This is a genomic window from Streptomyces albus subsp. albus (assembly GCF_000725885.1).
Lineage (GTDB): Bacteria > Actinomycetota > Actinomycetes > Streptomycetales > Streptomycetaceae > Streptomyces > Streptomyces albus.
Window position 1 is genome coordinate 97,173 of the sequence record NZ_JODR01000007.1, and the last position, 23,352, is coordinate 120,524.

At 72.9% G+C, this 23,352-nt stretch carries 28 protein-coding genes; 12 read left to right on the plus strand and 16 right to left on the minus strand.

Annotation, left to right across the window (positions count from 1 at the left end):
- Positions 1-106: 106 nt before the first annotated feature.
- The 3 genes from IO40_RS0108730 to hisI are packed head-to-tail and all read right to left on the minus strand — an operon-like array spanning position 107 to position 2,747.
- A complete protein-coding gene (locus IO40_RS0108730) occupies positions 107-823 on the minus strand; it encodes a TIGR02234 family membrane protein (protein WP_030406184.1) in 717 nt (238 codons plus the stop codon).
- A complete protein-coding gene (locus tag IO40_RS0108735) occupies positions 820-2,337 on the minus strand; it encodes an anthranilate synthase component I (RefSeq protein ID WP_016468404.1) in 1,518 nt (505 codons plus the stop codon). Before IO40_RS0108735 ends, IO40_RS0108730 begins: the two co-directional genes overlap by 4 nt.
- 56 nt (positions 2,338-2,393) lie before the next feature.
- The gene (hisI, locus tag IO40_RS0108740) at positions 2,394-2,747 is read right to left on the minus strand and encodes a phosphoribosyl-AMP cyclohydrolase (RefSeq protein ID WP_016468405.1); all 354 of its coding nucleotides are present in this window, start codon (positions 2,745-2,747) and stop codon (positions 2,394-2,396) included.
- A gap of 113 nt (positions 2,748-2,860) precedes the next feature.
- Between hisI and IO40_RS0108745 the strand changes: the two genes are divergently transcribed.
- The 3 genes from IO40_RS0108745 to IO40_RS0108755 all read left to right on the plus strand — a co-directional run bounded on the left by IO40_RS0108745 (position 2,861) and on the right by IO40_RS0108755 (position 5,679).
- Positions 2,861-3,493 carry a TIGR03085 family metal-binding protein gene (locus IO40_RS0108745; protein ID WP_031175203.1) on the plus strand — a complete coding sequence of 211 codons (633 nt, stop codon included), beginning with the start codon at positions 2,861-2,863 and terminating at the stop codon, positions 3,491-3,493.
- A 107-nt stretch (positions 3,494-3,600) separates the two neighbouring features.
- Positions 3,601-4,890, plus strand: a complete 1,290-nt coding sequence (locus IO40_RS0108750; protein WP_030406183.1) for a serine hydrolase domain-containing protein — start codon at positions 3,601-3,603, stop codon at positions 4,888-4,890.
- A gap of 114 nt (positions 4,891-5,004) precedes the next feature.
- The gene (locus IO40_RS0108755; protein ID WP_051173456.1) at positions 5,005-5,679 is read left to right on the plus strand and encodes a DUF4232 domain-containing protein; all 675 of its coding nucleotides are present in this window, start codon (positions 5,005-5,007) and stop codon (positions 5,677-5,679) included.
- Positions 5,680-5,725: 46 nt separating this feature from the next.
- Here IO40_RS0108755 and IO40_RS0108760 read toward each other — a convergent pair whose 3' ends face one another.
- A complete protein-coding gene (locus IO40_RS0108760; RefSeq protein WP_016468409.1) occupies positions 5,726-6,619 on the minus strand; it encodes a LysR family transcriptional regulator in 894 nt (297 codons plus the stop codon).
- A 95-nt stretch (positions 6,620-6,714) separates the two neighbouring features.
- Between IO40_RS0108760 and IO40_RS0108765 the strand changes: the two genes are divergently transcribed.
- From IO40_RS0108765 to IO40_RS0108780, 4 genes are read left to right on the plus strand one after another with little or no spacing between them, the layout of a single operon-like run.
- Positions 6,715-7,449, plus strand: coding sequence for a succinate dehydrogenase cytochrome b subunit (locus IO40_RS0108765; RefSeq protein ID WP_031175204.1), 735 nt, complete (start codon positions 6,715-6,717; stop codon positions 7,447-7,449).
- Positions 7,449-9,407 carry a fumarate reductase/succinate dehydrogenase flavoprotein subunit gene (locus IO40_RS0108770; RefSeq protein ID WP_031175205.1) on the plus strand — a complete coding sequence of 653 codons (1,959 nt, stop codon included), beginning with the start codon at positions 7,449-7,451 and terminating at the stop codon, positions 9,405-9,407. Before IO40_RS0108765 ends, IO40_RS0108770 begins: the two co-directional genes overlap by 1 nt.
- Positions 9,404-10,153 carry a succinate dehydrogenase/fumarate reductase iron-sulfur subunit gene (locus IO40_RS0108775; RefSeq protein WP_030406179.1) on the plus strand — a complete coding sequence of 250 codons (750 nt, stop codon included), beginning with the start codon at positions 9,404-9,406 and terminating at the stop codon, positions 10,151-10,153. The genes IO40_RS0108770 and IO40_RS0108775 overlap by 4 nt, the downstream gene beginning before the upstream one ends.
- Before the next feature lie 12 nt (positions 10,154-10,165).
- The gene (locus IO40_RS0108780; RefSeq protein WP_031175206.1) at positions 10,166-10,894 is read left to right on the plus strand and encodes a class I SAM-dependent methyltransferase; all 729 of its coding nucleotides are present in this window, start codon (positions 10,166-10,168) and stop codon (positions 10,892-10,894) included.
- Between the two features lie 179 nt (positions 10,895-11,073).
- On the opposite strand, the gene IO40_RS0108785 is transcribed toward IO40_RS0108780, so the two are convergent.
- Positions 11,074-11,313: a DUF7848 domain-containing protein gene (locus tag IO40_RS0108785; protein ID WP_030406177.1), complete on the minus strand. Its 240-nt coding sequence runs from the start codon at positions 11,311-11,313 to the stop codon at positions 11,074-11,076.
- Entirely contained in the window at positions 11,310-11,480 is a 171-nt protein-coding gene (locus tag IO40_RS36855; protein ID WP_167344767.1) for a hypothetical protein, read from the minus strand. Before IO40_RS36855 ends, IO40_RS0108785 begins: the two co-directional genes overlap by 4 nt.
- 299 nt (positions 11,481-11,779) lie before the next feature.
- On the opposite strand from IO40_RS36855, the gene IO40_RS0108795 reads away from it, so the two are divergent.
- Both IO40_RS0108795 and IO40_RS0108800 read left to right on the plus strand, forming a co-directional pair.
- Positions 11,780-12,616 (plus strand): helix-turn-helix domain-containing protein, encoded by an 837-nt coding sequence (locus IO40_RS0108795; protein WP_031175207.1) that lies wholly within the window; start codon positions 11,780-11,782, stop codon positions 12,614-12,616.
- Complete coding sequence (locus IO40_RS0108800; protein WP_031175208.1) at positions 12,613-12,822, plus strand: DUF397 domain-containing protein; 210 nt, start codon at positions 12,613-12,615, stop codon at positions 12,820-12,822. The genes IO40_RS0108795 and IO40_RS0108800 overlap by 4 nt, the downstream gene beginning before the upstream one ends.
- 197 nt (positions 12,823-13,019) lie before the next feature.
- On the opposite strand, the gene IO40_RS0108805 is transcribed toward IO40_RS0108800, so the two are convergent.
- From IO40_RS0108805 to hisD, 9 genes are read right to left on the minus strand one after another with little or no spacing between them, the layout of a single operon-like run.
- Positions 13,020-13,379, minus strand: a complete 360-nt coding sequence (locus tag IO40_RS0108805) for a DUF6463 family protein (protein WP_030406174.1) — start codon at positions 13,377-13,379, stop codon at positions 13,020-13,022.
- Between the two features lie 20 nt (positions 13,380-13,399).
- Entirely contained in the window at positions 13,400-14,158 is a 759-nt protein-coding gene (gene hisF / locus IO40_RS0108810; protein WP_016468419.1) for an imidazole glycerol phosphate synthase subunit HisF, read from the minus strand.
- Complete coding sequence (locus tag IO40_RS0108815; protein WP_016468420.1) at positions 14,155-14,571, minus strand: RidA family protein; 417 nt, start codon at positions 14,569-14,571, stop codon at positions 14,155-14,157. Before IO40_RS0108815 ends, hisF begins: the two co-directional genes overlap by 4 nt.
- Entirely contained in the window at positions 14,568-15,296 is a 729-nt protein-coding gene (gene priA / locus IO40_RS0108820) for a bifunctional 1-(5-phosphoribosyl)-5-((5-phosphoribosylamino)methylideneamino)imidazole-4-carboxamide isomerase/phosphoribosylanthranilate isomerase PriA (RefSeq protein ID WP_030406173.1), read from the minus strand. Before priA ends, IO40_RS0108815 begins: the two co-directional genes overlap by 4 nt.
- A 38-nt stretch (positions 15,297-15,334) precedes the next feature.
- Positions 15,335-15,988, minus strand: coding sequence for an imidazole glycerol phosphate synthase subunit HisH (gene hisH, locus IO40_RS0108825; RefSeq protein ID WP_031175209.1), 654 nt, complete (start codon positions 15,986-15,988; stop codon positions 15,335-15,337).
- A complete protein-coding gene (locus IO40_RS37940; RefSeq protein ID WP_016468423.1) occupies positions 15,985-16,149 on the minus strand; it encodes a hypothetical protein in 165 nt (54 codons plus the stop codon). The genes hisH and IO40_RS37940 overlap by 4 nt, the downstream gene beginning before the upstream one ends.
- A 58-nt stretch (positions 16,150-16,207) precedes the next feature.
- Positions 16,208-16,798 carry an imidazoleglycerol-phosphate dehydratase HisB gene (gene hisB, locus IO40_RS0108835; RefSeq protein WP_016468424.1) on the minus strand — a complete coding sequence of 197 codons (591 nt, stop codon included), beginning with the start codon at positions 16,796-16,798 and terminating at the stop codon, positions 16,208-16,210.
- Positions 16,795-17,949, minus strand: coding sequence for a histidinol-phosphate transaminase (locus IO40_RS0108840; RefSeq protein ID WP_016468425.1), 1,155 nt, complete (start codon positions 17,947-17,949; stop codon positions 16,795-16,797). Before IO40_RS0108840 ends, hisB begins: the two co-directional genes overlap by 4 nt.
- Complete coding sequence (gene hisD, locus IO40_RS0108845) at positions 17,946-19,280, minus strand: histidinol dehydrogenase (RefSeq protein WP_016468426.1); 1,335 nt, start codon at positions 19,278-19,280, stop codon at positions 17,946-17,948. Before hisD ends, IO40_RS0108840 begins: the two co-directional genes overlap by 4 nt.
- Positions 19,281-19,453: 173 nt before the next feature.
- Here hisD and IO40_RS0108850 point away from each other — a divergent pair, with 173 nt between their 5' ends.
- From IO40_RS0108850 to ybaK, 3 genes are all read left to right on the plus strand, one after another.
- On the plus strand, positions 19,454-21,112 hold the full coding sequence (locus IO40_RS0108850; protein WP_031175210.1) for a hypothetical protein: 1,659 nt from the start codon (positions 19,454-19,456) through the stop codon (positions 21,110-21,112).
- Between the two features lie 116 nt (positions 21,113-21,228).
- Positions 21,229-22,032: an LON peptidase substrate-binding domain-containing protein gene (locus IO40_RS0108855; RefSeq protein WP_016468428.1), complete on the plus strand. Its 804-nt coding sequence runs from the start codon at positions 21,229-21,231 to the stop codon at positions 22,030-22,032.
- A gap of 29 nt (positions 22,033-22,061) precedes the next feature.
- The gene (ybaK, locus tag IO40_RS0108860) at positions 22,062-22,559 is read left to right on the plus strand and encodes a Cys-tRNA(Pro) deacylase (protein ID WP_016468429.1); all 498 of its coding nucleotides are present in this window, start codon (positions 22,062-22,064) and stop codon (positions 22,557-22,559) included.
- 76 nt (positions 22,560-22,635) lie between these two features.
- On the opposite strand, the gene IO40_RS0108865 is transcribed toward ybaK, so the two are convergent.
- Entirely contained in the window at positions 22,636-23,319 is a 684-nt protein-coding gene (locus IO40_RS0108865; protein WP_016468430.1) for a hypothetical protein, read from the minus strand.
- Positions 23,320-23,352: the final 33 nt, after the last annotated feature.

Sequence of the window (23,352 nt, forward strand, 5' to 3'; positions counted from 1 at the left end):
ATGAAGTTGGGGCCACCGGCCCGTTCAAGACCATTCTCCCTCCTACCCGCCGACGGCGCGGCACGGGGGTGGCCCGAACGGGCAGCGCACGGCCGGGTGCGCGGAGTCAGGCGGTGCCGGAAGTGGTGGGGTCCTCGCCCCGGTCCAGCGCCTTCCACAGGTCCTCGGGCCGGTCGGGGTCCACGCGCTGCGGACGTGCGGCCCGCTGGCGCAGCGGTACCCGCTCGTAGCGGGCGCTGCCGGACATGGAGGGCCAGCGCGGCCCGTACCGCAGGGCCAGCAGCCCGGCGACGACGAGCAGCGCGCCGCCCGCAGCCGAGACGTACGGCCAGGCGGTGACGTCCACGGCGCCGATGCCGCTGTCGGACAGTCCGCTGGCCTCGGCCGCCTGGTCGGCCAGCGCCCCGGTGTCGTCGGCGCCCAGCAGCGCGGAGACGGCGACGGCCGCACCGCAGAGGGTGAGCAGTCCGGCGACGAGGTAGCGCCCGGTGCGGCGGACGGCGAAGACGGCCACCAGCGCGGCCAGGCCGACCAGCCCGAGCGCGCTGGGCAGGCCCGTGACATCGCCGCCCTCGGCGCTGACGGGTACCCGGCCCTGGGCGAAGCCGGCCGTGGAGGTGCTCCAGGTCTGCCCGGCGGAGATCAGCGCGAGCGCGGCGCCCAGTGCGCCGGCCAGCAGCGCCACCGCGAGCGCGACCCGGGAGGCACGTGAGCGTGCGGCCCCGCCGGAGGCCGTGGCGGGGCCGTCGTCCCGGGCGGTCGCGGCGGTGCCGTTCCCGGGCTGCGCGCCGTCCGTGTCCGGGGCGGGGGTTGGAGAAGTCACCCCTCCACGCTACCCCCGAGCCGCTCGGCGGTCCGGACCGCCCTCAGCACGGCCGCGGCCTTGTTGGCGCACTCGGTGTCCTCGGCCGCCGGGTCCGAGTCGGCGACGACACCCGCCCCGGCCTGGACGTAGGCGGTGCCGTCGCGCAGCAGGGCGGTGCGGATGGCGATGGCGGTGTCGGAGTCGCCGGCGAAGTCGAGATATCCGACACAGCCGCCGTAGACGCCGCGCTTGGTCGGCTCCAGTTCCTCGATGATCTGCAGCGCGCGGGGTTTGGGCGCCCCGGACAGGGTGCCGGCCGGGAAGCAGGCGGTGAGCGCGTCGAACGCCGTGCGGCCCTCGGCCAGCCGGCCGGTGACCGTGGAGACGATGTGCATCACGTGGCTGTAGCGCTCGATGGACATGAAGTCGACGACCTCGACGCTGCCCGGCTCGCACACCCGGCCCAGGTCGTTGCGGCCCAGATCGACGAGCATCAGGTGCTCGGCCCGCTCCTTGGGGTCGGCCAGCAGCTCCTCCGCGAGAGCCTGGTCCTCGCCCGGGGTCGCGCCGCGCGGACGGGTCCCGGCGATGGGGTGCATCATGGCGTGCCCGTCCTCCACCTTGACCAGCGCCTCGGGGCTGGAGCCGACGATGTCGAAGCCGTCGAAGCGCAGCAGGTACATGTACGGGCTCGGGTTGGTGGCCCGCAGCACCCGGTAGACGTCCAGGGCACTGGCCGTGCACCGGGCCTCGAACCGCTGGGAGGGCACCACCTGGAACGCCTCGCCGCCGCGGATGCGCTCCTTGATGTCCTCGACCCAGCCCTGGTAGGTGGCGCCGCCGGACCTGGCGGTGATCTCGGGGAGGGCGGATTCGGGGAGGGCGACGGGTTCGACGGGCGCGGGCCGCGCCAGGTCGGCGCACATCGCGTCCAGCCGGCGCACGGCGTCCTCGTACGCCTCCTCGACGCCGGTGTCGAGGTCGTTGTGGTTGATGGCGTTGGCGATGAGCAGCACCGTGCCGTCGCGGTGGTCGAGGACGGCCAGGTCGGAGGTGAGCAGCATCGTCAGCTCGGGCAGGCCCAGGTCGTCCTCGGTGCCGGGGTGGTGGCCGACCTTCTCCAGCCGCTGGACGATGTCGTAGCCCAGGTAGCCGACCATGCCGCCGGTGAACGGCGGCAGATCGCCGTCCTCGTGCAGGTCGCGCGGGGTATGCAGGATCTGGACCGTCTCCCGCAGGGCGGCCAGCGGGTCGCCGTCGGCGGGGACGCCCACCGGCGGGGTGCCCTGCCAGTGCGCCTGTCCGTCGCGCACCGTCAGCGTGGCGTCGCTGCGCACCCCGATGAACGAGTACCGCGACCAGGTGCGGCCGTTCTCGGCGGACTCCAGCAGGAAGGTGCCGCACCGCTCCGCGGCGAGTTTCCGGTACAGGGCGATGGGGGTGTCGCCGTCCGCGAGCAGGCGGCGGGTCACGGGGATGACCCGCCGGTCCTTGGCGAGCCTGCGGAACGTTTCGAGGTCGGGCGCCGTCATGGCCCCTCACCCTACTGGGCGGAGGGAGCCGCACCGGGCGGCTTTCAACCGGCGGTTCAGCCGCGCAGCAGCACATCCGCGTCGAAACAGGTGCGCTCGCCCGTGTGACAGGCGGCGCCGACCTGGTCCACCTTCACCAGAAGGGTGTCCGCGTCGCAGTCGAGCGCCACGGACTTGACCCACTGCACATGCCCGGAGGTGTCGCCCTTGACCCAGTACTCGCGCCGGCTGCGGCTCCAGTAGGTCGCCCGCCCGGTGGTGAGGGTGCGGTGCAGGGCCTCGTCGTCCATCCATCCCAGCATCAGCACCTCGCCGGTGTCGTACTGCTGGGCGATGGCGGGCACGAGTCCGTCCGCGTTGCGCTTGAGGCGGGCGGCGACGGCGGGGTCGAGGGAGGTCTCCTGGGACATGGCTCCATTGTCGCCCACCGCGCCCGGCCCTCGTCCGGCGCGGCGGACACCCGCGCGGACACACCCCGCGCACGGCCGCGCACCCACCGCTCGCCCGCCGTACGCTGGCGGGCATGTCGACCCATGCCAAGCGAGAACGGCTTCTGCTCGCCGACCTGTTGGAGACCCACGGCCCCGAGGCCCCCACCCTGTGCGAGGGGTGGCGCACCCGCGACCTGGCGGCGCACGTCGTCGTACGGGAGCGCCGCGGTGACGCCGCCGGCGGGCTGGTGATCAAGCCGCTGGCGGCCCGGCTGGAGCGGGTCCAGAGCGAGTTCGCGGCCAAGCCGTACGACGAGCTCGTCCAGCTGATCCGCACCGGCCCGCCGCGGCTGTCGCCCTTCGCGCTCAAGCAGGTGGACGAGGCGGCCAACACGGTGGAGTTCTTCATCCACGCCGAGGACGTACGGCGGGCCCAGCCCGAGTGGTCACCGCGCGAGCTGGACCCCGTCTTCCAGGACACGCTGTGGCGGCGGCTGGAGACGGCGGCACGGCTCTACGGCCGCAAGGCGCCCACGGGCCTCGTCCTGCGGCGCCCCGACGGGCAGACCGCCGTCGCGCGCCGCGGCACACCCGTGGTGACCGCGGTCGGCGAGCCGTCCGAGCTGCTGCTGTTCGCCTCCGGCCGCCAGGAGCAGGCCAAGGTGGACCTGGACGGCGAGCAGGCCGCCGTCGACCGGGTCCGCACCGCCCGGCTCGGCCTGTAGCCGGAGCCCGCCCCCCATCGGGCCCCGAGGCCAACGCGCGGCGTACCAGGGGCCGTTCAGGGTCATCCCGGATGGGAGGGGCGGCCGGACGGCGGGAGGGTTGGGGTATGACGTCCCCCTTCGCGCACCTCTTCCAGGCCCGCCCCTCCCGCTCCGGTTCCGCCTCCCGTCACGGCTCCCCCTCCTGCCCCGCCCCCGCCTCCCGGGCCCGCCGAGCGGGTGCCGGGCGCCGCACCCTCCTGGCCGGTGTCGCCTCCGGCGCGGCGGTGGCCGCGCTGGGCACGCCCGTCGCCGCCGCGGCGGCACCCCGCGACGACGGCGGGCCCGCACTGCCCCCGCCCGACGCCCCCGCGCTGCGGGCGGCCATCGACGATCTGGCGCATCCCCGTGCCACCGGAGTCCAGCTGCGGGTCACCGGCTCGGCCGGGCGCTGGTACGGCACCTGCGGGGTGTCCGACCCGGCGACCGGGCGGCCCGTCGGGCTGAACGACAAGGTGCGGGCCGGCAGCATCACCAAGCCGTTCGTGGCCACGGCGCTCCTCCAGCTCGCCGACGAGGGCCGGCTGCGGCTGACGGCACCGGTGAGGCACTATCTGCCCCGGCTGCTGCCCGAGCGGTTCGGCGCGGTCACCGTGGCCCAGCTGCTCGACCACACCAGCGGGCTGCCCGACCACGTGGGCCTGCCCGGGCTGAGCACCCCCGAGGCGGTGCTGCGCCACCGGTTCGACCGGTGGACGCCGCAGCAGATCGTGGCGACCGTCACCGGCGGCGAGCTGAAGTTCCGGCCCGGCAGCGCGCAGGAGTACCGGGGCGTCAATTACGTGCTGGCCGCGCTGGTGATCGAGCAGGTGACGGGACGGCCCTACGGCATCGAGATCCGCGAGCGCATCCTGCGTCCGCTGCGTCTGGGGCACACGTTCTTCCCCTCCGCGCAGGGCGGTGAGCGGCGCATCCACGGGCCCCACATGCACGGCTGTCTGCTGATGGGCGACGGCTCGCTCCAGGACGTCACCGAGTTCGACATGTCCGGCTCGTACGCGGACGGCGAGATCGTCACGAGCACGGGCGACATGCACCGCTTCCTGGCGGCGCTGTTCTCCGGCGCGCTGCTGCCCGAGCGGCAGTTGCGCCGGATGTTCACCCTGCCGCCGGCGCATGTGCGGATGCTGGACGGCTCCCCCACCCGCTACAGCGCCGGGCTCCAGACGGCCACCGTGGGCGGCGTCACCTTCTGGGGCAAGACCGGGCAGCATCACGGTTACGCGAGCGGGATGTTCGCCACCCGTGACCAACAGCGCCGGCTGGTCTGGTCGTTCACCCCCGTCGAGCCGGGGGCCGACCCCTCGCCCATGGCCGAGCGGATCGTGGCGGCGGCCACGGGCACCACCGGTCAGTGACACGGGTCACGGTCGAACTGGTGAACAAGCCCCTTCCGGGTGCCATCACAGTGCCCGTACGCCGGAGCGCCCCGCGGCAGCGGGACGCCGCGTTGGACACCCATGGGGGATCTTGTGAAGACAGCTCGCCGTACCCGCCGGCCCGTTCCCGCCGCCTGCCTCACCGCCGTCGCCGCCGCCGCGGCCCTGGCGCTGTCCGCCTGTGAGGGCAGCGTGGGCGGCGACGACGGGACCGCCGGCTCCGCGCCCGCCGGCGGTGCGTCGAAGGACGCGGGCACGAAGGACGCGGGCACATCGGACTCCGGATCGGCCGGTCCGGGCTCCGCGGACGCCGGCACCGGCACCCGCAGCGGCACCGGCGCCCCGAAGGCGGACGGCTCCACCTGCACCGCCGGCAAGGTCTCGGTGAAGCTCCGGCGGACCGGCGGCAGCGCCCCCGCCGTCCTGCTGAAGGCCACCAACACCGGCAGCACACGCTGCGACCTGTACGGCTATCCGCTGGTGGGCTTCCCCGATGCCCAGGCACCGGTCGCGATCGGCGGCGGCAAGCCCCAGTCCGTGGTCTCCCTGAAGCCGGGCGGGTCCGCGTACGCCTCGCTCAGTCTGGCGGAGGGCGACGGCGCCGAGGTGCACCGGGAGAAGCAGCTCACCGTCGAGCTGGCCGACCGCGAATCGCGCGGCACGGGTGCCACCGCGCGGGTCGACGCACCGTCCGGCGCCGGCCTCGCCCTCAGCGACGAGTCCACCGTCTCCTACTGGAACGCCACGGCCGAGGACGCGATGCGCTGACGGCCCGGCACCGCCCCGCACCGGGGCCGGGACACACGGGGGGCCGCTAGGCCGCCGGCCCGGTCAGGCGTTCGGTGAGGATGTGCTGGAGCTCCCGGGCCGCGCGGGTCGGTGAGACGTCGCCGCGGTGGGCGACGGAGATGGTGCGGTGCAGTCCGGGCTGGGCGAAGCGGGTGACGCGCAGTCCGGAGCGGTCGGCGACCATGCGCGGGACGACGGCGAGGCCCAGCCCGGCGCGGACGAAGCCGAGCACCGCGTCCATCTCGCCGCCCTCGACGGCGAAGACGGGCTCGAAACCGGCCTCGCGGCAGATGGCGACGGTCAGCTCCCGCAGGTCGTAGCCGCGGCGGAACATCGCCAGCGGCCGGTCCTCCAGGTCGGCGACCCGGATGCGGGTGCGGCGCACCGGCGCGGGCTCGTCGGGCGGTGAGACGACCACCAGTTCCTCGTGCAGCAGCTCCTCGGTGGTCAGCACGGGGGCCTGTCCGGCGAGCGGGGTGATGAGCAGGGCCAGATCGAGTTCGCCGGCGGCCAGCACCCGCACGAGGTCCTGGGAGCCGTCCTCGTGGACGAACAGCTCGACGCCCGGGTAGCGGTCGTGGAAGGCGCGCAGCACGTCGGGGACGATGCTGGCGCACAGGCTGGGGGTGGCGCCCAGCCGGACCCGGCCCCGCCGCAGCCGGGCGACCTCCTGCACCTCGCGGCGGGCGGTCTCGGTGTCGGCCAGCACCCGCCGGGCCAGGGGCAGCAGGGCCTGCCCGGCGTCGGTGAGGGAGATGTGCCCGCGGGCGCGGTGGAAGAGTTCGGCGCCCAGTTCCCGCTCCAGGGCCCTGATCTGCTGGCTCAGGGAGGGCTGTGCGACGTGCTCGCGCTGGGCGGCGCGGGTGAAGTGGCGGGTGTCGGCGACGGCGACGAAGTAGCGGAGCTGCTGGAGCTGCATACGGGGAGCCTAGCGCGGATGATAGGCGGCCCCTATCATCCGCAGCCATTCTATGTCTTGGACTGATGCCCGGGACCGTCCCTACCTTCACCACCATGGCGACGGCAACCCGCACCCCCACCCCCGCGCCCCCGGACGCGGGCCCCCGGCCACGCCGCGGGCCCCTGCGCACGCTGTGGGGCTCCACCATCGGCAAGAAGGCGGTCATGGCCGTCAGCGGGCTGATCATGCTGGCGTATCTGCTCGTCCACATGTTCGCGAACCTGAAGGTGTTCTTCGGCCCCGAGGAGATGAACGGCTACGCGCACTGGCTGCGCACCCTCGGGGAGCCGCTGCTGCGCCACGAGTGGTTCCTGTGGATCGCCCGCTTCGTCCTGCTGGCCGCCGTCGTCCTGCACGGCGTCTCCGCCTACCAGCTCAGCCGCAGGGACATCGCCGCACGTCCCGTCGGCTACCGGCACCGCCGGCGCGGCGGCAGTTACGCGACCCGCACCATGCGCTGGGGCGGCGTCATCATCGCGCTGTTCGTCGTCTGGCACGTCCTCGACCTGACGACCGGCACCGTCAATCCGCGCGGCCAGGCGGGCCACCCCTACGAGAACATCGTGGCCGGCTTCCGCACCTGGTACGCCAACGTCATCTACATCGTCGCCATGCTCGCCGTCGGGCTGCACATCCGGCACGGCTTCTGGAGCGCGGCGCAGACCCTCGGCGTGACCCGGCCCGGTGCGGTGCGCCTCCTCAGGGGCGGGGCCACCGCGCTGGCGCTGGTCATCACCGCCGGGTTCCTCTCCGTACCCCTCGGCGTCATGACGGGAGTGGTGGACTGATGGCCGCCTCCGGGAAGCAGTACAGCGACTACACGACCGGCGACCCGCTCGCCGACACCAAGGCACCCGGCGGCCCCGTCGAACAGCGGTGGAGCCGGCGGCGGTTCGAGGCGAAGCTCGTCAACCCGGCCAACCGGCGCAAGCACACCGTCATCGTGGTCGGCACCGGGCTGGCCGGCGGTTCGGCGGGCGCCACCCTGGCGGAGGCCGGCTACCGGGTGGTGCAGTTCTGCTACCAGGACTCCCCGCGCCGGGCGCACTCGGTGGCCGCACAGGGCGGCATCAACGCCGCGAAGAACTACCGCAACGACGGCGACTCCGTGCACCGGCTCTTCTACGACACCGTCAAGGGCGGCGACTTCCGCTCCCGCGAGTCCAACGTGCACCGGCTGGCGGAGATCTCCACCCAGATCATCGACCAGTGCGTCGCCCAGGGCGTGCCGTTCGCCCGCGAGTACGGCGGACTGCTCGACACCCGCTCCTTCGGCGGCGTCCAGGTCTCCCGCACCTTCTACGCCCGCGGCCAGACCGGGCAGCAGTTGCTGCTCGGCGCCTACCAGGCCCTCTCCCGGCAGATCGCGGCCGGCCGGGTCGAGATGCACCCGCGCACCGAGATGCTCGACCTCGTGGTCATCGACGGGCGGGCCCGCGGCATCGTCGCCCGCGACCTGCTGACCGGCCGTATCGACACTTACTTCGCCGACGCGGTGGTCCTGGCCACCGGCGGCTACGGCAACGTCTTCCATCTGTCCACCAACGCCAAGAACTCCAACGCCACCGCCGTCTGGCGCGCCCACCGGCGGGGCGCCTGGTTCGGCAACCCCTGCTTCACGCAGATCCACCCCACCTGCATCCCGCGCTCCGGCGACCACCAGTCCAAGCTGACGCTGATGAGCGAGTCGCTGCGCAACGACGGCCGCATCTGGGTGCCCAAGGCGCCCGGCGACGACCGGGCACCGCAGGACATCCCCGAGGAGGAGCGGGACTACTACCTGGAGCGGCTCTACCCCTCGTTCGGCAACCTCGTGCCCCGCGACATCGCCTCCCGCGCCGCGAAGAACGTCTGCGACGAGGGGCGCGGCGTCGGTCCCGGAGGGCAGGGCGTCTACCTCGACTTCGCCGACGCCCTCACCCGCATGGGCCGGGCCGCCGTCGAGGAGAAGTACGGCAACCTCTTCGAGATGTACGCGCGGATCACCGCCGAGGACCCCTACACCCGCCCCATGCGCATCTACCCGGCCATCCACTACACGATGGGCGGTCTGTGGGTGGACTACGACCTGATGACGACCGTCCCCGGCCTGTTCGCCATCGGGGAGGCCAACTTCTCCGACCACGGCGCCAACCGGCTCGGCGCCTCCGCGCTGATGCAGGGCCTGGCCGACGGCTACTTCGTCCTCCCGGCCACCCTGGGCGACTACCTGGCCCGCCACCCCCACCAGGAGGCCGACCCGGACCACCCGGCCGTGCACGAGGCGGTGTCCGCCGTCACCGGCCGGCTGGAGGCGCTGCTGTCCGCGGACGGCGACCGCACCGCCGAGTCCTTCCACCGCGACCTGGGGCAGCTGATGTGGGACGAGTGCGGCATGTCCCGCACCGAGGAAGGGCTGCGCAAAGCGCTGGAGCGCATTCCCGAACTGCGCGCCGAGTTCTGGCGGCGGGTACGGGTCCCGGGCCGCGGCCGGGCGTTCAACCAGGCCCTGGAGAAGGCCCACCGCATCGCCGACCACCTGGAGCTGGCCGAGCTGATGTGCCTGGACGCGCTGCACCGCACCGAGTCGTGCGGCGGCCATTTCCGTGCGGAGTCCCGCACCCCGGACGGCGAGGCCGCCCGCAAGGACGACGAGTTCGCCTACGTCGCCGCCTGGGAGTTCACCGGCGTCGGCGAGCCGCCCGTGCTGCACAAGGAGGCCCTCCACTTCGAGTACGTCCACCCCACCCAGCGGAGCTACACGTGAACCTCACCCTGCGGATCTGGCGCCAGGCCGACGCCTCGGCGGACGGCGAGATGCGCACCTACCAGGTGTCCGGCATCTCCCCCGACATGTCGTTCCTGGAGATGCTCGACACCCTCAACGAGACGCTGACCGAACGCGGCGAGGAGCCCGTCGCCTTCGACCACGACTGCCGCGAGGGCATCTGCGGCGCCTGCGGCATGGTCATCAACGGCCGGGCACACGGCCCCGAACGCACCACCACCTGCCAGCTGCACATGCGGCACTTCTCCGACGGCGACACCATCGACGTCGAGCCCTGGCGGGCCGCGGCCTTCCCCGTGGTGCGCGATCTCGTCGTCGACCGGGGCGCCTTCGACCGGGTCATCGGCGCCGGCGGCTACATCACCGCACCCACCGGCTCGGCACCGGAGGCGCACGCCACCGCCGTACCGAAACCCGCCGCCGACACGGCTTTCAGCCACGCCGAGTGCATCGGCTGCGGCGCCTGCGTGGCCGCCTGCCCCAACGGCTCCGCCATGCTGTTCACCTCCGCCAAGGTCAACCACCTCAACGTCCTGCCGCAGGGCGCCCCCGAACGGGAGAGCCGGGTGCTGGGCATGGTGGAGCAGATGGACGCCGAGAGCTTCGGCGGCTGCACCCTGACCGGCGAGTGCGCCACGGCCTGCCCCAAGGGCATCCCGCTGTCCTCCATCGCCGCGATGAACCGCGAGTACCTGCGGGCCGCCACCAGGAAGCGGGGCGCCTAGACTCGGGCCACGATGAGTGACCCGCTGCGCCCCACCCTTCCCGAACTGGCCCGCCAGGCCCTCTCCTCCGTACAGCGGGGCTACGACCTGCTGGCGCCGAAGTTCGACCACACGCGGTACCGGACCCCGGACAGCGTCCTGGACGCGACCGCCCGGGCCCTGAAGACGCTGGGCCCGTTCACCGACGGTCTCGATCTGTGCTGCGGCACCGGCGCCGGCATCCACGTGCTGCGCGAGGTGTGCTCGGGCAGGACGGCGGGCCTCGATTTCAGCACGGGCATGCTGACCGAGGCCAGATACCGGTACGCGACGGCACCCGGCTTCGGCCCGCACTGGGTACGGGGCGACGCTCTGGCACCGCCCTTCCGCCCGGGCACCTTCGATCTGGTGGTGAGTTTCGGCGCGTTCGGCCACTTCCTGCCCGCCGAGCGCCCCCGCCTGTTCACGCGGGTCCGCGAAGTTCTGCGCGAGGGCGGCACGTTCGCGTTCCCGATGGCGGCCCCGCCGCGCCCGGGCACAGCGGCGTACTGGACGCTGCTCGGATTCGACGCGGCCATGCGCGTGCGCAACGCCGTCCGGCGGCCCCCCTTCGTCATGTACTACCGCACCTGGCCGCTGGCCGAGGTCCACCGCGATCTGATCGAAGCGGGCTTCGCCGTCGCCCTGCACCCCCTCGGCGAACTGGGACGCCGCGAAGACGGCTCCCCACGCTGCCGCCTGCTGCTGGCGACGAAGCGCTGAACGCGGACGGGGACGAGGGGACCGCCGACGACGGCTGACCGCGCCCTACAGATAGATCTGCCTCTTGCACTTCGTGCAGTGCTTCGCCCCTCGGGGCACCTCGTGTCGGCAGGGCCTCTCCTGATCGTCTTCGGCTCGCCGGCCAAGGGGATGCTTCCTTCGGACTCCCCGGGGACCGTTCACAGCCACGCCCCCGGTACGAACCGGTACGGGCGCGTGACGATCTCCCGGAAGGTGAAGTGCTCCGGGTTCCGCTTCAGATGGCGGGTGGCCCAGCTCCGGGGTACCGACCGGCTGGTGTGCGGGGCGGCGGTCCGGCCGCAGACGGCGCACTGCATGGTGAAGCTCACCGGCTCGGCGTCCGGCTCCGCGTCCGGCACGAGCCGGAACTCACGGAACCGGTAGGTCGCGCGGGTCACCCGCGCACCACCGGCTTGCCACCGTGCCGCGGATGCCACGGGTGCCGCCGCAGCAGTACGGCACAGTCGGTGACCCGGCTCCAGTCCCCCACCCTGCGCGCCGCTTCCCGCTCGCGCTCCAGCCGCGCGCACTCCGCGCAGGCCGCCGCGCTGCCCTTCGTGATCACGATGCCGCCTCCGGTGCGCGCCGCGCCTCCTCCAGCCGCCGTGCCATCGCGCACGAACGCCCTCGCGTACAGCGGTGACACTCCTGACGGTGCAACAGGTACGCGGCCTGAAGCTGGTCGATGTCGGCCCGGCGTGGGGACGTGGAAATCACGGCCTCCCCGACCCGGCCTCGTGCGTCATACTTACCGACCACGACTACTCCTCTCCGTAGTCCTGTGACTACCGAGCGGAATCAGCGTGGCGTACTGTGAGGAACCGTTCAACGTGTCAGACGGGAACGGAAGGTCGGTGACAGCCGTTGAACCGCAAGGAGTTGGACCCGGACAGCTCTCCCCAGGCAGCTTTCGGAGCACGCTTACGCAGCATGCGGGAGGCGCGCGGCTGGAAGCAGGAGGATCTGGCGGAGAAGACGGGGTATTCCAGCACGCACATTTCAGCCGTCGAAACCGGTCGCAAGATGCCGACCTTGCGCTTCTCGCGCAGTGCGGACATCGCCTTCGGCATCGCGGACACGACGGACACGTTCGAGCGCCAGTACCGCGAGATCCGCCACGGCAGCCTGCTGGAGGGCTTCCCGCAGTTCGTCGACTACGAGGGGCGCGCGGTGGAGATCCGGCTGTACGAAGTGGGCGTCATCCCCGGTCTGCTTCAGACCCCGGAGTACGCAACGACCCTGGCGGACAGTGCCGTCAGGCGCGGGGCGATCACCGAGGAGCAGGCACATGAGCGGGTCACGCTCGTGGCGGAGCGGCAGGCCGCACTCGACCGGACACCCCCGCCGTTGGTCTTCGCGGCGTTGGACGAGAGCTGTTTGCTTCGCCCCGTGGGCGAAGCCACCGTCATGAATGCGCAGTTGGAACGGCTGATCGAGTTCGCACAGCTACCGAGCACGGTGCTCCAGATCGCTCCGTTCAGCATGGGGGCTCGCCGCCCGCTCAGCCTGCCGGTCACCGTCCTCACGATGTCGGACCGTTCACTCATGTCGTACGCCGAGTCGGCACAGCGGGGTCATCTCGAAAAAGACAGCAAATTCGTACTGCCGATGCTGACGGCCTACCATCAACTACAGGCCGAAGCCCCCTCCCAGGCCGAATCCGTCGCCTTGATCAACCAGTTGCGAAAGGGCACTCCGTGACCACCGAATCTCCCCGTTGGTACAAGTCCTCCTACAGCGAGAACGGCGGCCAGTGCATCGAGGTCGCCACCAACCTCGCCCCCACACACGGCACCGTCCCCATCCGCGACTCCAAAAACCCCACCGGCCCCACCCTCGCCATCCCCGCCACCGCCTTCGCCACCTTCGTCGCAGGCGTCAAAACCGGCGAGCTCCGGACCGTCTGACCATCCGGTTCGGGTCTGCCCCATCGTGCGGGACACGATGGGGCTTCTCATTGCCCGGACGGAGCACGACAGCGACGAGCGTCCGTCACGTGAGGCCGAGAGCGACGCGCAATGCGGCCATGCAAAGGGTTGTTCACGGGGTGGTGACGCCGGTGCCGGGGGCGCCCTGAGTCCCGTCGCCTGCTCGGGAGCCCTCCCTACCCCCGCCAAGCCCTCCGCAGGAGCACCCCGCCGAGGCCGGCCAAGGCGGGGAAGCCGCCCTTGGGCATCGCCGCGGCGCCCAGCGCGCCCACGGCCAGCAAGGTGGCGCCGGTGGCCCGCTGGGCGGCGAGGTCGCCGTGCTCCTCCGCGGAACGCAGCAGGCGCCCGCCCATCCACAGGGCGGGCGCCGCGGTCATGAACCAGAAGGCGGCGGCCCGGTCGCCGCGCTCGGGCACGGTGGCCACCAGGCCGCCGCGCACCATGCCGGCGAGCGTGTCGCGGTACTGCACCGCGCCGATCACACCGTGACCGATCGCGACCACCTGGAGCAGCTTTCCTACCGAAGGTCGTGGCATGCGCCGATCGTAGCCAGCTCTCAGCGCACCGGGTGCCCCGCGTCCCGCAGCGTCTGCTTGACCTCGCCGATGCGCAGGTCGCCGAAGTGGAAGACGGACGCGGCCAGTACGGCGTCGGCTCCGGCGCCGATGGCCGGCGGGAAGTGGCCGAGCCGGCCGGCGCCGCCGGAGGCGATGACGGGGACGGTGACGTGCTTGCGGACGGCGGAGATCATCTCCGTGTCGTAGCCGTCCTTGGTGCCGTCGGCGTCCATCGAGTTGAGCAGGATCTCCCCGGCGCCCAGTTCCGCGGCGCGGTGCGCCCACTCCACGGCGTCGATGCCGGTGCCGCGCCGTCCGCCGTGCGTGGTGACCTCGAAGCCCTCGCCGTCGGTGCGGCGCCGGGCGTCGACGGAGAGCACCAGGACCTGGCGGCCGAACCGCTCGGCGATCTCGCGGATCAGCTCCGGGCGGGCGATGGCGGCGGTGTTGACCCCCACCTTGTCGGCGCCGGCGCGCAGCAGCTTGTCCACGTCCTCGGGGGTGCGCACCCCGCCGCCGACGGTCAGCGGGATGAAGACCTGCTCGGCGGTGCGCCGCACCACGTCGTAGGTGGTCTCCCGGTTGCCGGAGGAGGCGGTGATGTCGAGGAAGGTCAGCTCGTCGGCGCCCTCGGCGTCGTAGACCTTGGCCATCTCGACGGGGTCCCCGGCGTCGCGCAGGTTCTGGAAGTTGACGCCCTTGACGACCCGGCCGGCGTCCACGTCAAGGCAGGGGATGACTCGGACCGCGAGGGTCATGCCGTGTGTGCTCCTTCTGTTCCTTGCCCGCCGCGGTAGGCCTCGACCTCCACCTCGACCACGAGGCTCGGGTCCACGAACCCGGAGACGATGAGCATGGAGGAGGCGGGCCTGATCTCGCCGAACAGCTCCTTGTGGGCCCGGCCGACCTCCTCCACGTCCCGTGCGTGGGCGAGGTACATCCGCGTACGGACGACGCTGTCGGGGCCCAGACCGAGCCCCTTGAGCGCTTCGAAGGCGACGTTGAACGCGTTGACCGTCTGGTCGTACGGGCCGCCTTCGGCGATCTGGCCGTCGATCACCGAGGTGCATCCGGCCACCAGCACCAGCCCGTTCGGCAGTTCCACGGCGCGGGAGTACCCGAACCGCTCCTCCCAGGGGGCGTCGGACGCCACTCGGTGTACTCCGGTCATCGGGCAACCGCCTCCAACGCCTCTTCCAGGGTGAACGCCTTGGCGTAGAGCGCCTTTCCCACGATGGCGCCCTCGACACCCTCGGGCACCAGGGCCGCCAGGGCGCGCAGGTCGTCGAGGGAGGAGACGCCGCCGCTGGCCACCACGGGGCGGTCGGTACGGGCGCACACGTTGCGCAGCAGCTCCAGGTTGGGGCCCTTGAGGGTGCCGTCCTTGGCGATGTCGGTGACCACGTAGCGGGCGCAGCCCTCCGCGTCGAGGCGGGCCAGCGTCTCGTACAGGTCGCCGCCGTCGCGGGTCCAGCCCCGGCCGCGCAGCGTGGTGCCGCGGACGTCCAGACCCACGGCGATCTTGTCCCCGTGCTCGGCGATCACCTTGGCGACCCACTCGGGGCTCTCCAGCGCGGCCGTGCCCAGGTTGACGCGGCGGCAGCCGGTGGCCAGCGCCGCTTCGAGGGAGGCGTCGTCGCGGATGCCGCCGGACAGCTCGACCTTGATGTCCATGGCTCCGGCGACCTCGGCGATCTGCGCCCGGTTGTCGCCGGTGCCGAAGGCGGCGTCCAGGTCGACCAGGTGCAGCCACTCGGCGCCGGCCCGCTGCCAGGCCAAGGCGGCCTCCAGCGGATCGCCGTAGGAGGTCTCGGAGCCGGACTCGCCGTGGACGAGGCGGACGGCCTGGCCGTCCCGGACATCGACGGCGGGCAGCAGCTCCAGTCGGTTGCTCACGGCGCTCTCGCTCTCCAGACTCACGGGCAAGGTGGGGGTCACAGGGTTTCGATCCAGTTTCTCAGCAGCTGCGCTCCGGCGTCGCCGGACTTCTCCGGGTGGAACTGGGTGGCCCACAGAGGGCCGTTCACCACGGCGGAGACGAAGCGGCTGCCGTGCGTGGTCCAGCTGACGACGGGCGGCTTGAGGGCGGGGTTGGCCGTCTCCATCTCCCACTCGTGCACGGCGTAGGAGTGCACGAAGTAGTAGCGCTCGTCGGCCGGCAGCCCGGCGAACAGGCGCGAGTCGGCGGGGGTCTCGACGGTGTTCCAGCCCATGTGCGGCACCGGGTGCTCGGCGTCGGTGCGCAGCGGCCCGACGGTGCCGGGCCACTCGTCCATGCCCTCGGCCTCCTGGCCGTGCTCGATGCCCCGCGAGAAGAGGATCTGCATGCCGACGCAGATCCCCATGACGGGCCGGCCGCCCGCCAGCCGCCGGCCGATCACCCAGTGACCGCGCGCCTCCTTGAGGCCCGCCATGCACGCGGCGAACGCGCCGACGCCGGGCACCAGCAGACCGTCGGCGTTCATGGCCTTGTCGTAGTCGCGGGTGATCTCGACCTGGGCACCGGCCCGCTCCAGGGCGCGTTCGGCCGAGCGGACGTTGCCGAAGCCGTAGTCGAAGACCACGACGCTCTTGGAGTTGCTCATCATGACCACCAGTCCAGCCGCAGGATGCCCGCCACCAGGCACATGGCCGAGGCGAGCGACAGCAGCACGACGACGCCCTTGGGGAGCTGCTGCTTCCAGAAGGAGATCGCCCCGCCCGCCAGGAACAGCCCGACGAAGATCAGCAGAGCCGCCAGCCCTGTCACGGCAACTCCTTGTCGTTCGCTTCTCCGCCCCCGGCTGCCGCCGGGCGGTGTCCCCGGTTCACAGGGCGCCCTTCGTCGAGGGGATGCCCGTCTGGCGCGGGTCGATCTCGCTGGCGTACCGCAGGGCGCGGGCCAGTGCCTTGAACTGGCACTCGACGATGTGGTGCGCGTTGCGCCCGTAGGGCACGTGGACGTGCAGGGCGATCTGGGCCTGCGCGACGAAGGACTCCAGGATGTGCCGGGTCATCGTCGTGTCGTAGCTGCCGATCATCGGCGCCATGCCCTCGGGCTCGGTGTGCACCAGGTAGGGGCGGCCCGACAGGTCGACGGTCACCTGGGCCAGCGACTCGTCCAGCGGCACCGAGGCGTTGGCGAACCGCACGATGCCGCGCTTGTCGCCGAGGGCCTGCTTGAAGGCGGCGCCCAGCGCCAGCGAGGTGTCCTCGATGGTGTGGTGGCTGTCGATGTGCAGGTCGCCCTCGGTCTTGACCGTCAGGTCGAACAGACCGTGGCGGCCGAGCTGGTCGAGCATGTGGTCGTAGAAGCCCACACCCGTCGACACGTCCACGACGCCCTTGCCGTCGAGGTCGATCTCGACGACGACGGACGTCTCCTTGGTGGTGCGCTCCACGCGGCCCTTGCGCGTCATGCCTCGCTCTTCTCCTTCAGCTCCTTCGTCACGGCTCGCACCGCGTCGAGGAACGCGTCGTTCTCCTCCGGCGTGCCCGCCGTGACCCGCAGCCAGCCGGGCACCCCGTTGTCCCGGACCAGCACACCGTGCGCCAGCAGCGCCTCCCACACGGCATGGGAGCCGGCCGCGCCGTCGAAGCCGCCGAACTGCACGAAGTTGGCGTCCGACTCGGTGACGGCCAGGCCCATGGCCCGCAGCTCGCGCACCAGCCGGTCCCGCTCGGACTTGAGCTGCTCGACGTAGCCCAGCAGCGTGTCGGTGTGTTCCAGCGCCGCCAGCGCGGTGGCCTGGGTGACGGCCGAGAGGTGGTAGGGCAGCCGCACGAGCTGCACCGCGTCCACGACGGCCGGGTCGGCGGCCAGATAGCCCAGCCGCAGCCCGGCGGCGCCGAACGCCTTGGACATGGTGCGCGAGAGCACCAGGGTCGGGCGGCCCGCGAGCAGCGGCAGCAGCGAGGGCCGGTGCGAGAACTCGCCGTACGCCTCGTCCACCACCACCAGCGCGCCACGCTCGGGCCGGGCCGCCTGCGCCGCCTCGTACAGGGCCAGCACCGTCTCCTCGGCGACGGCGGTGCCGGTCGGGTTGTTGGGCGAGCAGATGAAGACGACGTCCGGCTTGTGCTCGGCCACGGCGGCCACGGCGGCCTCGGTGTCGATGGTGAAGTCGTCGTTGCGCGGCCCGGACAGCCAGCCGGTGCCGGTGCCCCGGGAGATCAGCGCGTGCATGGAGTACGACGGCTCGAAGCCCAGCGCGGTGCGGCCCGGACCGCCGAAGGTCTGGAGGAGCTGCTGGAGCACCTCGTTGGAGCCGTTGGCGGCCCACACCTGCCGGTGGTCCACGGGGTGCCCGGCGGTGCGGGTCAGGTACTGGGCGAGCCGGGTGCGCAGCTCGACCGCGTCCCGGTCCGGGTAGCGGTTGAGGCTGCGGGCGGCCTCCGTGACGCGTTCCGTGATGCGGGCGACCAGCTCGTCGGGGAGCGGGTAGGGGTTCTCGTTGGTGTTGAGCCGTACGGGCACGTCCAGCTGGGGGGCGCCGTACGGGGACTTGCCGCGCAGCTCGTCCCGGACGGGCAGGTCGTCCAGCGAGGAAACAGTGGGCTTGCCGGTCACGAGTTCTCCGGGACCTTCCAGTCGAACCTTGCCTTGAGCGCCGCGCCGTGCGCGGGCAGATCCTCCGCCTCCGCGAGGGCGACCACATGGTGGGTGACCTCGGCGAGCGCGTCCTTGGTGTAGTCCACGACGTGGATGCCGCGCAGGAAGGACTGCACCGACAGGCCCGAGGAGTGGCAGGCGCAGCCGCCGGTGGGCAGCACGTGGTTGGAGCCCGCGGCGTAGTCGCCCAGCGAGACGGGCGCGTAGGGGCCGACGAAGACGGCACCCGCGTTGACCACCCGGGCCGCCCAGCCCGCGGCGTCGGCGGTCTGGATCTCCAGGTGCTCGGCGGCGTAGGCGTTGACGACGGCCAGCCCGTGGTCGAGGGAGTCCACCAGGACGATGCCCGACTGCCGCCCGGCCAGCGCCTCCGCGATGCGCTCGCTGTGCTTGGTGGCGGGCACCTGCTTGCCGAGCTCCGCCTCGACGGCCCCGGCCAGCGCCTCGGAGGGGGTGACGAGGACGGCGGCGGCCACCACGTCGTGCTCGGCCTGGCTGATGAGGTCGGCGGCCACGTGCGCGGCCTCGGCGGTGTCGTCGGCGAGGATGGCGATCTCGGTGGGGCCGGCCTCGGAGTCGATGCCGATGACCCCCTTGAGCAGCCGCTTGGCCGCGGCCACATAGATGTTGCCGGGGCCGGTCACCAGCTGGACGGGGGCGCACTCGTCGGTGCCGTAGGCGAACATCGCCACGGCCTGGGCGCCGCCGACCGCGTACACCTCGTCCACACCCAGCAGCGCGCAGGCGGCCAGGATGGTGGGGTGCGGCAGACCGCCGAACTCGGCCTGGGCCGGGGAGGCGACCGCCAGCGAGCCGACACCGGCCTCCTGCGCGGGCACCACGTTCATCACGACGGACGACGGGTAGACGGCACGGCCGCCCGGCACGTAAAGCCCGACGCGCTCGACGGGCACCCACCGCTCGGTGACGGTGCCGCCGGGCACCACCTGCACGGTCGAGTCGGTGCGCCGCTGGTCGCGGTGGACGATCCGCGCCCGGCGCACGGACTCCTCCAGCGCGGCCCGCACGGCCGGATCCAGCCCCTCCAGGGCCTCGGCCAGCGCCTCGGCGGGCACCCGCAGCCGCTCCAGCCGGACGCCGTCGAACTTCTCCGTGTACTCGATCACCGCCGCCGAGCCACGATGCCGTACGTCGTCACAGATGGGGCGCACCTTGTGCAGGGCGGCCTCGACGTCGAGCTCGGCACGGGGCAGCAGGTCACGGTCGATGGTGCCGGTCGCCGGGCCGGTGCCCGGGAAGGAACCACGCAGATCGATTCGGGAGATCACACCGTCAAGTCTCTCAGACCCGCGACGCGCGTCCGTCTCCCGTATCAGAGGCTGATACAGGTCACATCCGGCGATCGTCGCCTCCCGCGTTCAGCCGGTCACGGAGCGGGAATGGAAGCGGTACGACCATCGTGCGGGCCAGTGACCGACCACGGGGAGTGAGGGGGAACGGCGTGAGCGAGCCGGCGGAATCCGGTGAGCCGCCTGCCGGGCTGCGGCTGACGACTGCCGAATGGGGACTGTGGCAGGCGTTCCGCAACGGCACGGAGCACGACCTGCGCAGCGGGGAGCCCGAACTGGACGACCCGGACGGCGACCACACCTGGGGCCCGGAACGCTCGGTGCGGGCCCGCGTCATCGCGCTGCTGCTCCTGCACGGGCCGCCGCCCCTGCTGGGCCGGGTGGCCTCGCTGCACCTGACCGGCGCGTTCGTCACCGGCTGCCTCGACCTGTCGGGCGGCGCGGTCGAACCGTACTTCGAGCTGCGCCACTGCCGGTTCGCGGAGGAGGTGCGGATGCCCGAGGCGCGGGTGCACACCGCACGCTTCGTCGGCTGCCGGCTGCCCCGGCTGGAGGCGGCCCGGCTGACCACGGAGGGCGATCTGCACCTGCCCCGGTGCACCGTCCCCGAGGGCATCCGGCTGACGGACGCGACCATCGGCACCGACCTGCTGCTGAACGAGGCCGTCCTCGGCAGCGGCCGGCGGGCCCGCGCGCTGGCCGCCGACGGGATCACCGTCTCGCAGGAGCTCCAGGCCAGTCTGCTGGTCACCGACGGGCAGGTCAGCCTGCGCGGTGCCACCGTCGGCAGCTCCCTGCACATGTTCGGCTCCTGTCTGCGCAACCCCACGGGCCGCTACGCGCTGTACGCCCCGCAGCTGACCGTCGAGCAGGTGGCCAGCTTCGCCGACGCCGGACGCGGCAGCGCCCCGCAGATCTACGGCGCCACCCCGCCGACCGGCACCCGCTACGCCCTCGCCGCCCCCGCGGAGACCCCGCCGGCCGCCCCGGGCTTCGGCCGCGCGGCGTGGGACCCGCACCGCACCAGGCACTTCGAGTGCCACGGCGGCATGGTGCTGGACGACGGACGGTTCGGCTCCTCCCTGGTGATCGAGAACGCCCGGCTGGAGATGCAGCGGGACCAGGAGCTGTCGCTGCGCCGCATCAACACCCCGGAGCTGACCTTCACCCCGCAACTGCCCGAGCGCGGACTGATCGTGCTGTCCGGCGCGACGGTGGAGAAACTGATGGACCGCGCCTCCAGCTGGCCCGCCGACCACCGGCTGTGGATGGCCGGTTTCACCTACCAGCACGCCATCCCCAAGGAAGGCCACTTCAACGTCCGCGAACGCCTCCAGTGGATCAACGCGGCGACCGCCGAGTACGCGCCCGAGCCCTACGAGCAGCTCGCGGCGATGTACCGCAACACCGGCGAGGACACCAACGCCCGCATCGTGCTGCTGGCCAAGCAGCGCCGCCGCCGCGAGACGCTGCCGCTGCCCGGCAAGGTGTGGGGCGTCCTCCAGGACTGGACGGTCGCCTACGGGTACCGGCCCGCGCAGGCCGCACTGTGGATGGGGGTGCTGTGGCTGACCGGCGCCCTGCTGTTCGAGGCGCACCGGCCGGCGCCGCTCAAGGACGGCGAGGCCCCGCACTGGAACGCCGTCCTGTACGCGCTCGACCTGCTGCTGCCGGTCATCTCCTTCGGGCAGGACACGGCCTGGGACCCGGCCGGGGGCTACCAGTGGATCGCCGCGGCCATGATCATGGCGGGCTGGGTGCTGGCGACCACGGTCGCGGCGGGCGCCACCCGGCTGCTGCGCCGCCAGTAGCGGGCGCGGCACCGGGCGCTCGAACCCGCCGCAGGGCGGGGCGGGCGTGCCCGGGACAGGTGAGTACGGCGCACCGCCCCCCTCATCAGCCGCTGGAGGCTTTAGGCTTACCGGTTGTGACAACCGCGCTTCCGCTCTTCCCCCTCAACTCGGTGCTGTTCCCGGGGCTGGTGCTGCCGCTGAACATCTTCGAGCCGCGGTATCGCGCGCTGATGCGTGATCTGCTCGCGCTGCCCGAGGACGCGCCACGCCGTTTCGGTGTCGTCGCCATCCGGGACGGCCGCGAGGTCGCCCCGGCGGCCACCGGCATGCCCGACTCCGCGCCGCCGCAGGGCACCGACCCGGCCGCGGGCTTCGGCCCGGACCCGATCACGTCGTTCTACACCGTCGGGTGCGTCGCCGACGCCTCGACGATCCGCGAACGCACCTCGGGCCCGGCCGACGCCGCCGCGGAGGCGGCCGGTGCCGCTGCGGACGAGGAGTCGGACGCGGCCGGGTACGAGGTGCTGGCGACCGGCACCACCCGCTTCCGGCTGCTGTCGGTGGACGCCTCCGGGCCTTATCTGACCGGACAGATCGAGGAGTTGCCGGAGGAGGAGGGCGACGAGGCGGGCGCGCTGGCCTCCGGGGTGCTGCGGGCCTTCCGCGCCTACCAGAAGCGGCTGGCCGGGGCCCGGGAGCGGACGCTGGCCGCCGGCCAGGAACAGGACCTGCCGGACGATCCGTCCGTCGTCTCCTACCTCGTCGCGGCGGCGACGGTGCTGGACACCCCCGCCAAGCAGCGGCTCCTCCAGGCACCCGACACCGCGACGCGGCTCGCCGACGAACTGAAACTACTGCGCCGGGAGACGGCGGTCATCGGCAAGCTGCCCTCGCTGCCGGCCGCGGACCTGACCCGGCAGCCGACCAGCCGCAACTGAGCACGACCACGACCGCGGGGGCGGGAACCATGGCGAAGAAGAACAAGCGCGCGGCGACGGGCACCCCCGCTCTGGCCGCCGCGGCCCGGGCGGGCGTCCCCTTCGAGACCCACGCCTACGAGCACGACCCGGCCGCCGCCTCCTACGGCGAGGAGGCGGCCGAGGCACTGGGCGTCGCACCCGAGCGGGTGTTCAAGACGCTGGTGGCCGACGTGGACGGGAACCTGACGGTCGCCGTCGTACCGGTCTCCGCCTCGCTGGACCTCAAGGCGCTGGCGGCGGCGGTGGGCGGCAAGCGCGCGACCATGGCGGACCCGGCCGCGGCCGAGCGCACGACCGGGTACGTGCGCGGCGGTATCTCCCCGCTGGGCCAGCGCAAGCAGCTGCCGACCGTCATCGACGCCTCGGCACAGGAGCACGCGACGGTCTGCGTCTCGGCGGGGCGCCGGGGCCTGGAGATCGAACTGGCACCGGCGGACCTGGCCGCGCTGACCGGCGCGGTGCTGGCCCCGGTGGCCCGCGGCTAGGAGACCGGCGCCGGGCCGCTCAACGCCCCAGTCCTCCAGCGCCCCAGTCCTCCAGCCCTCCAGCGCCCCCAGCTCTTCAGCGTCCCCAGTCGTGCGGGACCGGGGCCTGGGCCGCCGTCTCGTCGCGGGGGCCGAAGAACGCCGTGGCCAGCAAGTGGACGAGGACAGCCGCGCAGGGCCAGGCCAGCAGCACGGCGTAGGCGTGGAGTTCCAGTGGGGCGTCGAAGGTGGCGCCCTTGCCGGCCGCGCGGGCCGCCGCCACCAGATCGGAGTCGGGGCCGAACCACTTGCCGACGCCCTGGGCCAGCAGCGAGCCGAGCAGCCCGCCCACGGCCAGCCCGATGACGAGCCCGACCCCGCCGATGCGCCGGCGCAGGAAGACGGCGACGCCCGTCACCAGGCCGAAGCCCAGGCCGAGCAGTGCGAAGACGCCCTCGGCGCCGATGGCCTCCTCGCCCTCCGGGTCCTTGAACAGCACCGCCTGGCCGTTGTTGTAGAGCGGCACCCGGGGCGCCAGCCACAGCCACAGCAGTCCCATCAGCACACCGCACACCGCGACCGCCACCGCGCACACGGCGGCGTCCCGCAGCTCGCGCCGCACCAGGGGCCGGCCCTCGCCGCCGTAACCGGGCACGGAGCCGTGCGGCGGCGTGGGAGGCGGCGCCTCGGCCTCGGTGCCGGGCCGGTCACCGGAGGACTTCGCGGGTGCGGCCGGACGGGACGGGTCGGGGCTGTTCGAAGAGGGCGTCGGTACGGTCACCGGGCCATCGTGCCAGGCCCGCGCGGTGCGGGC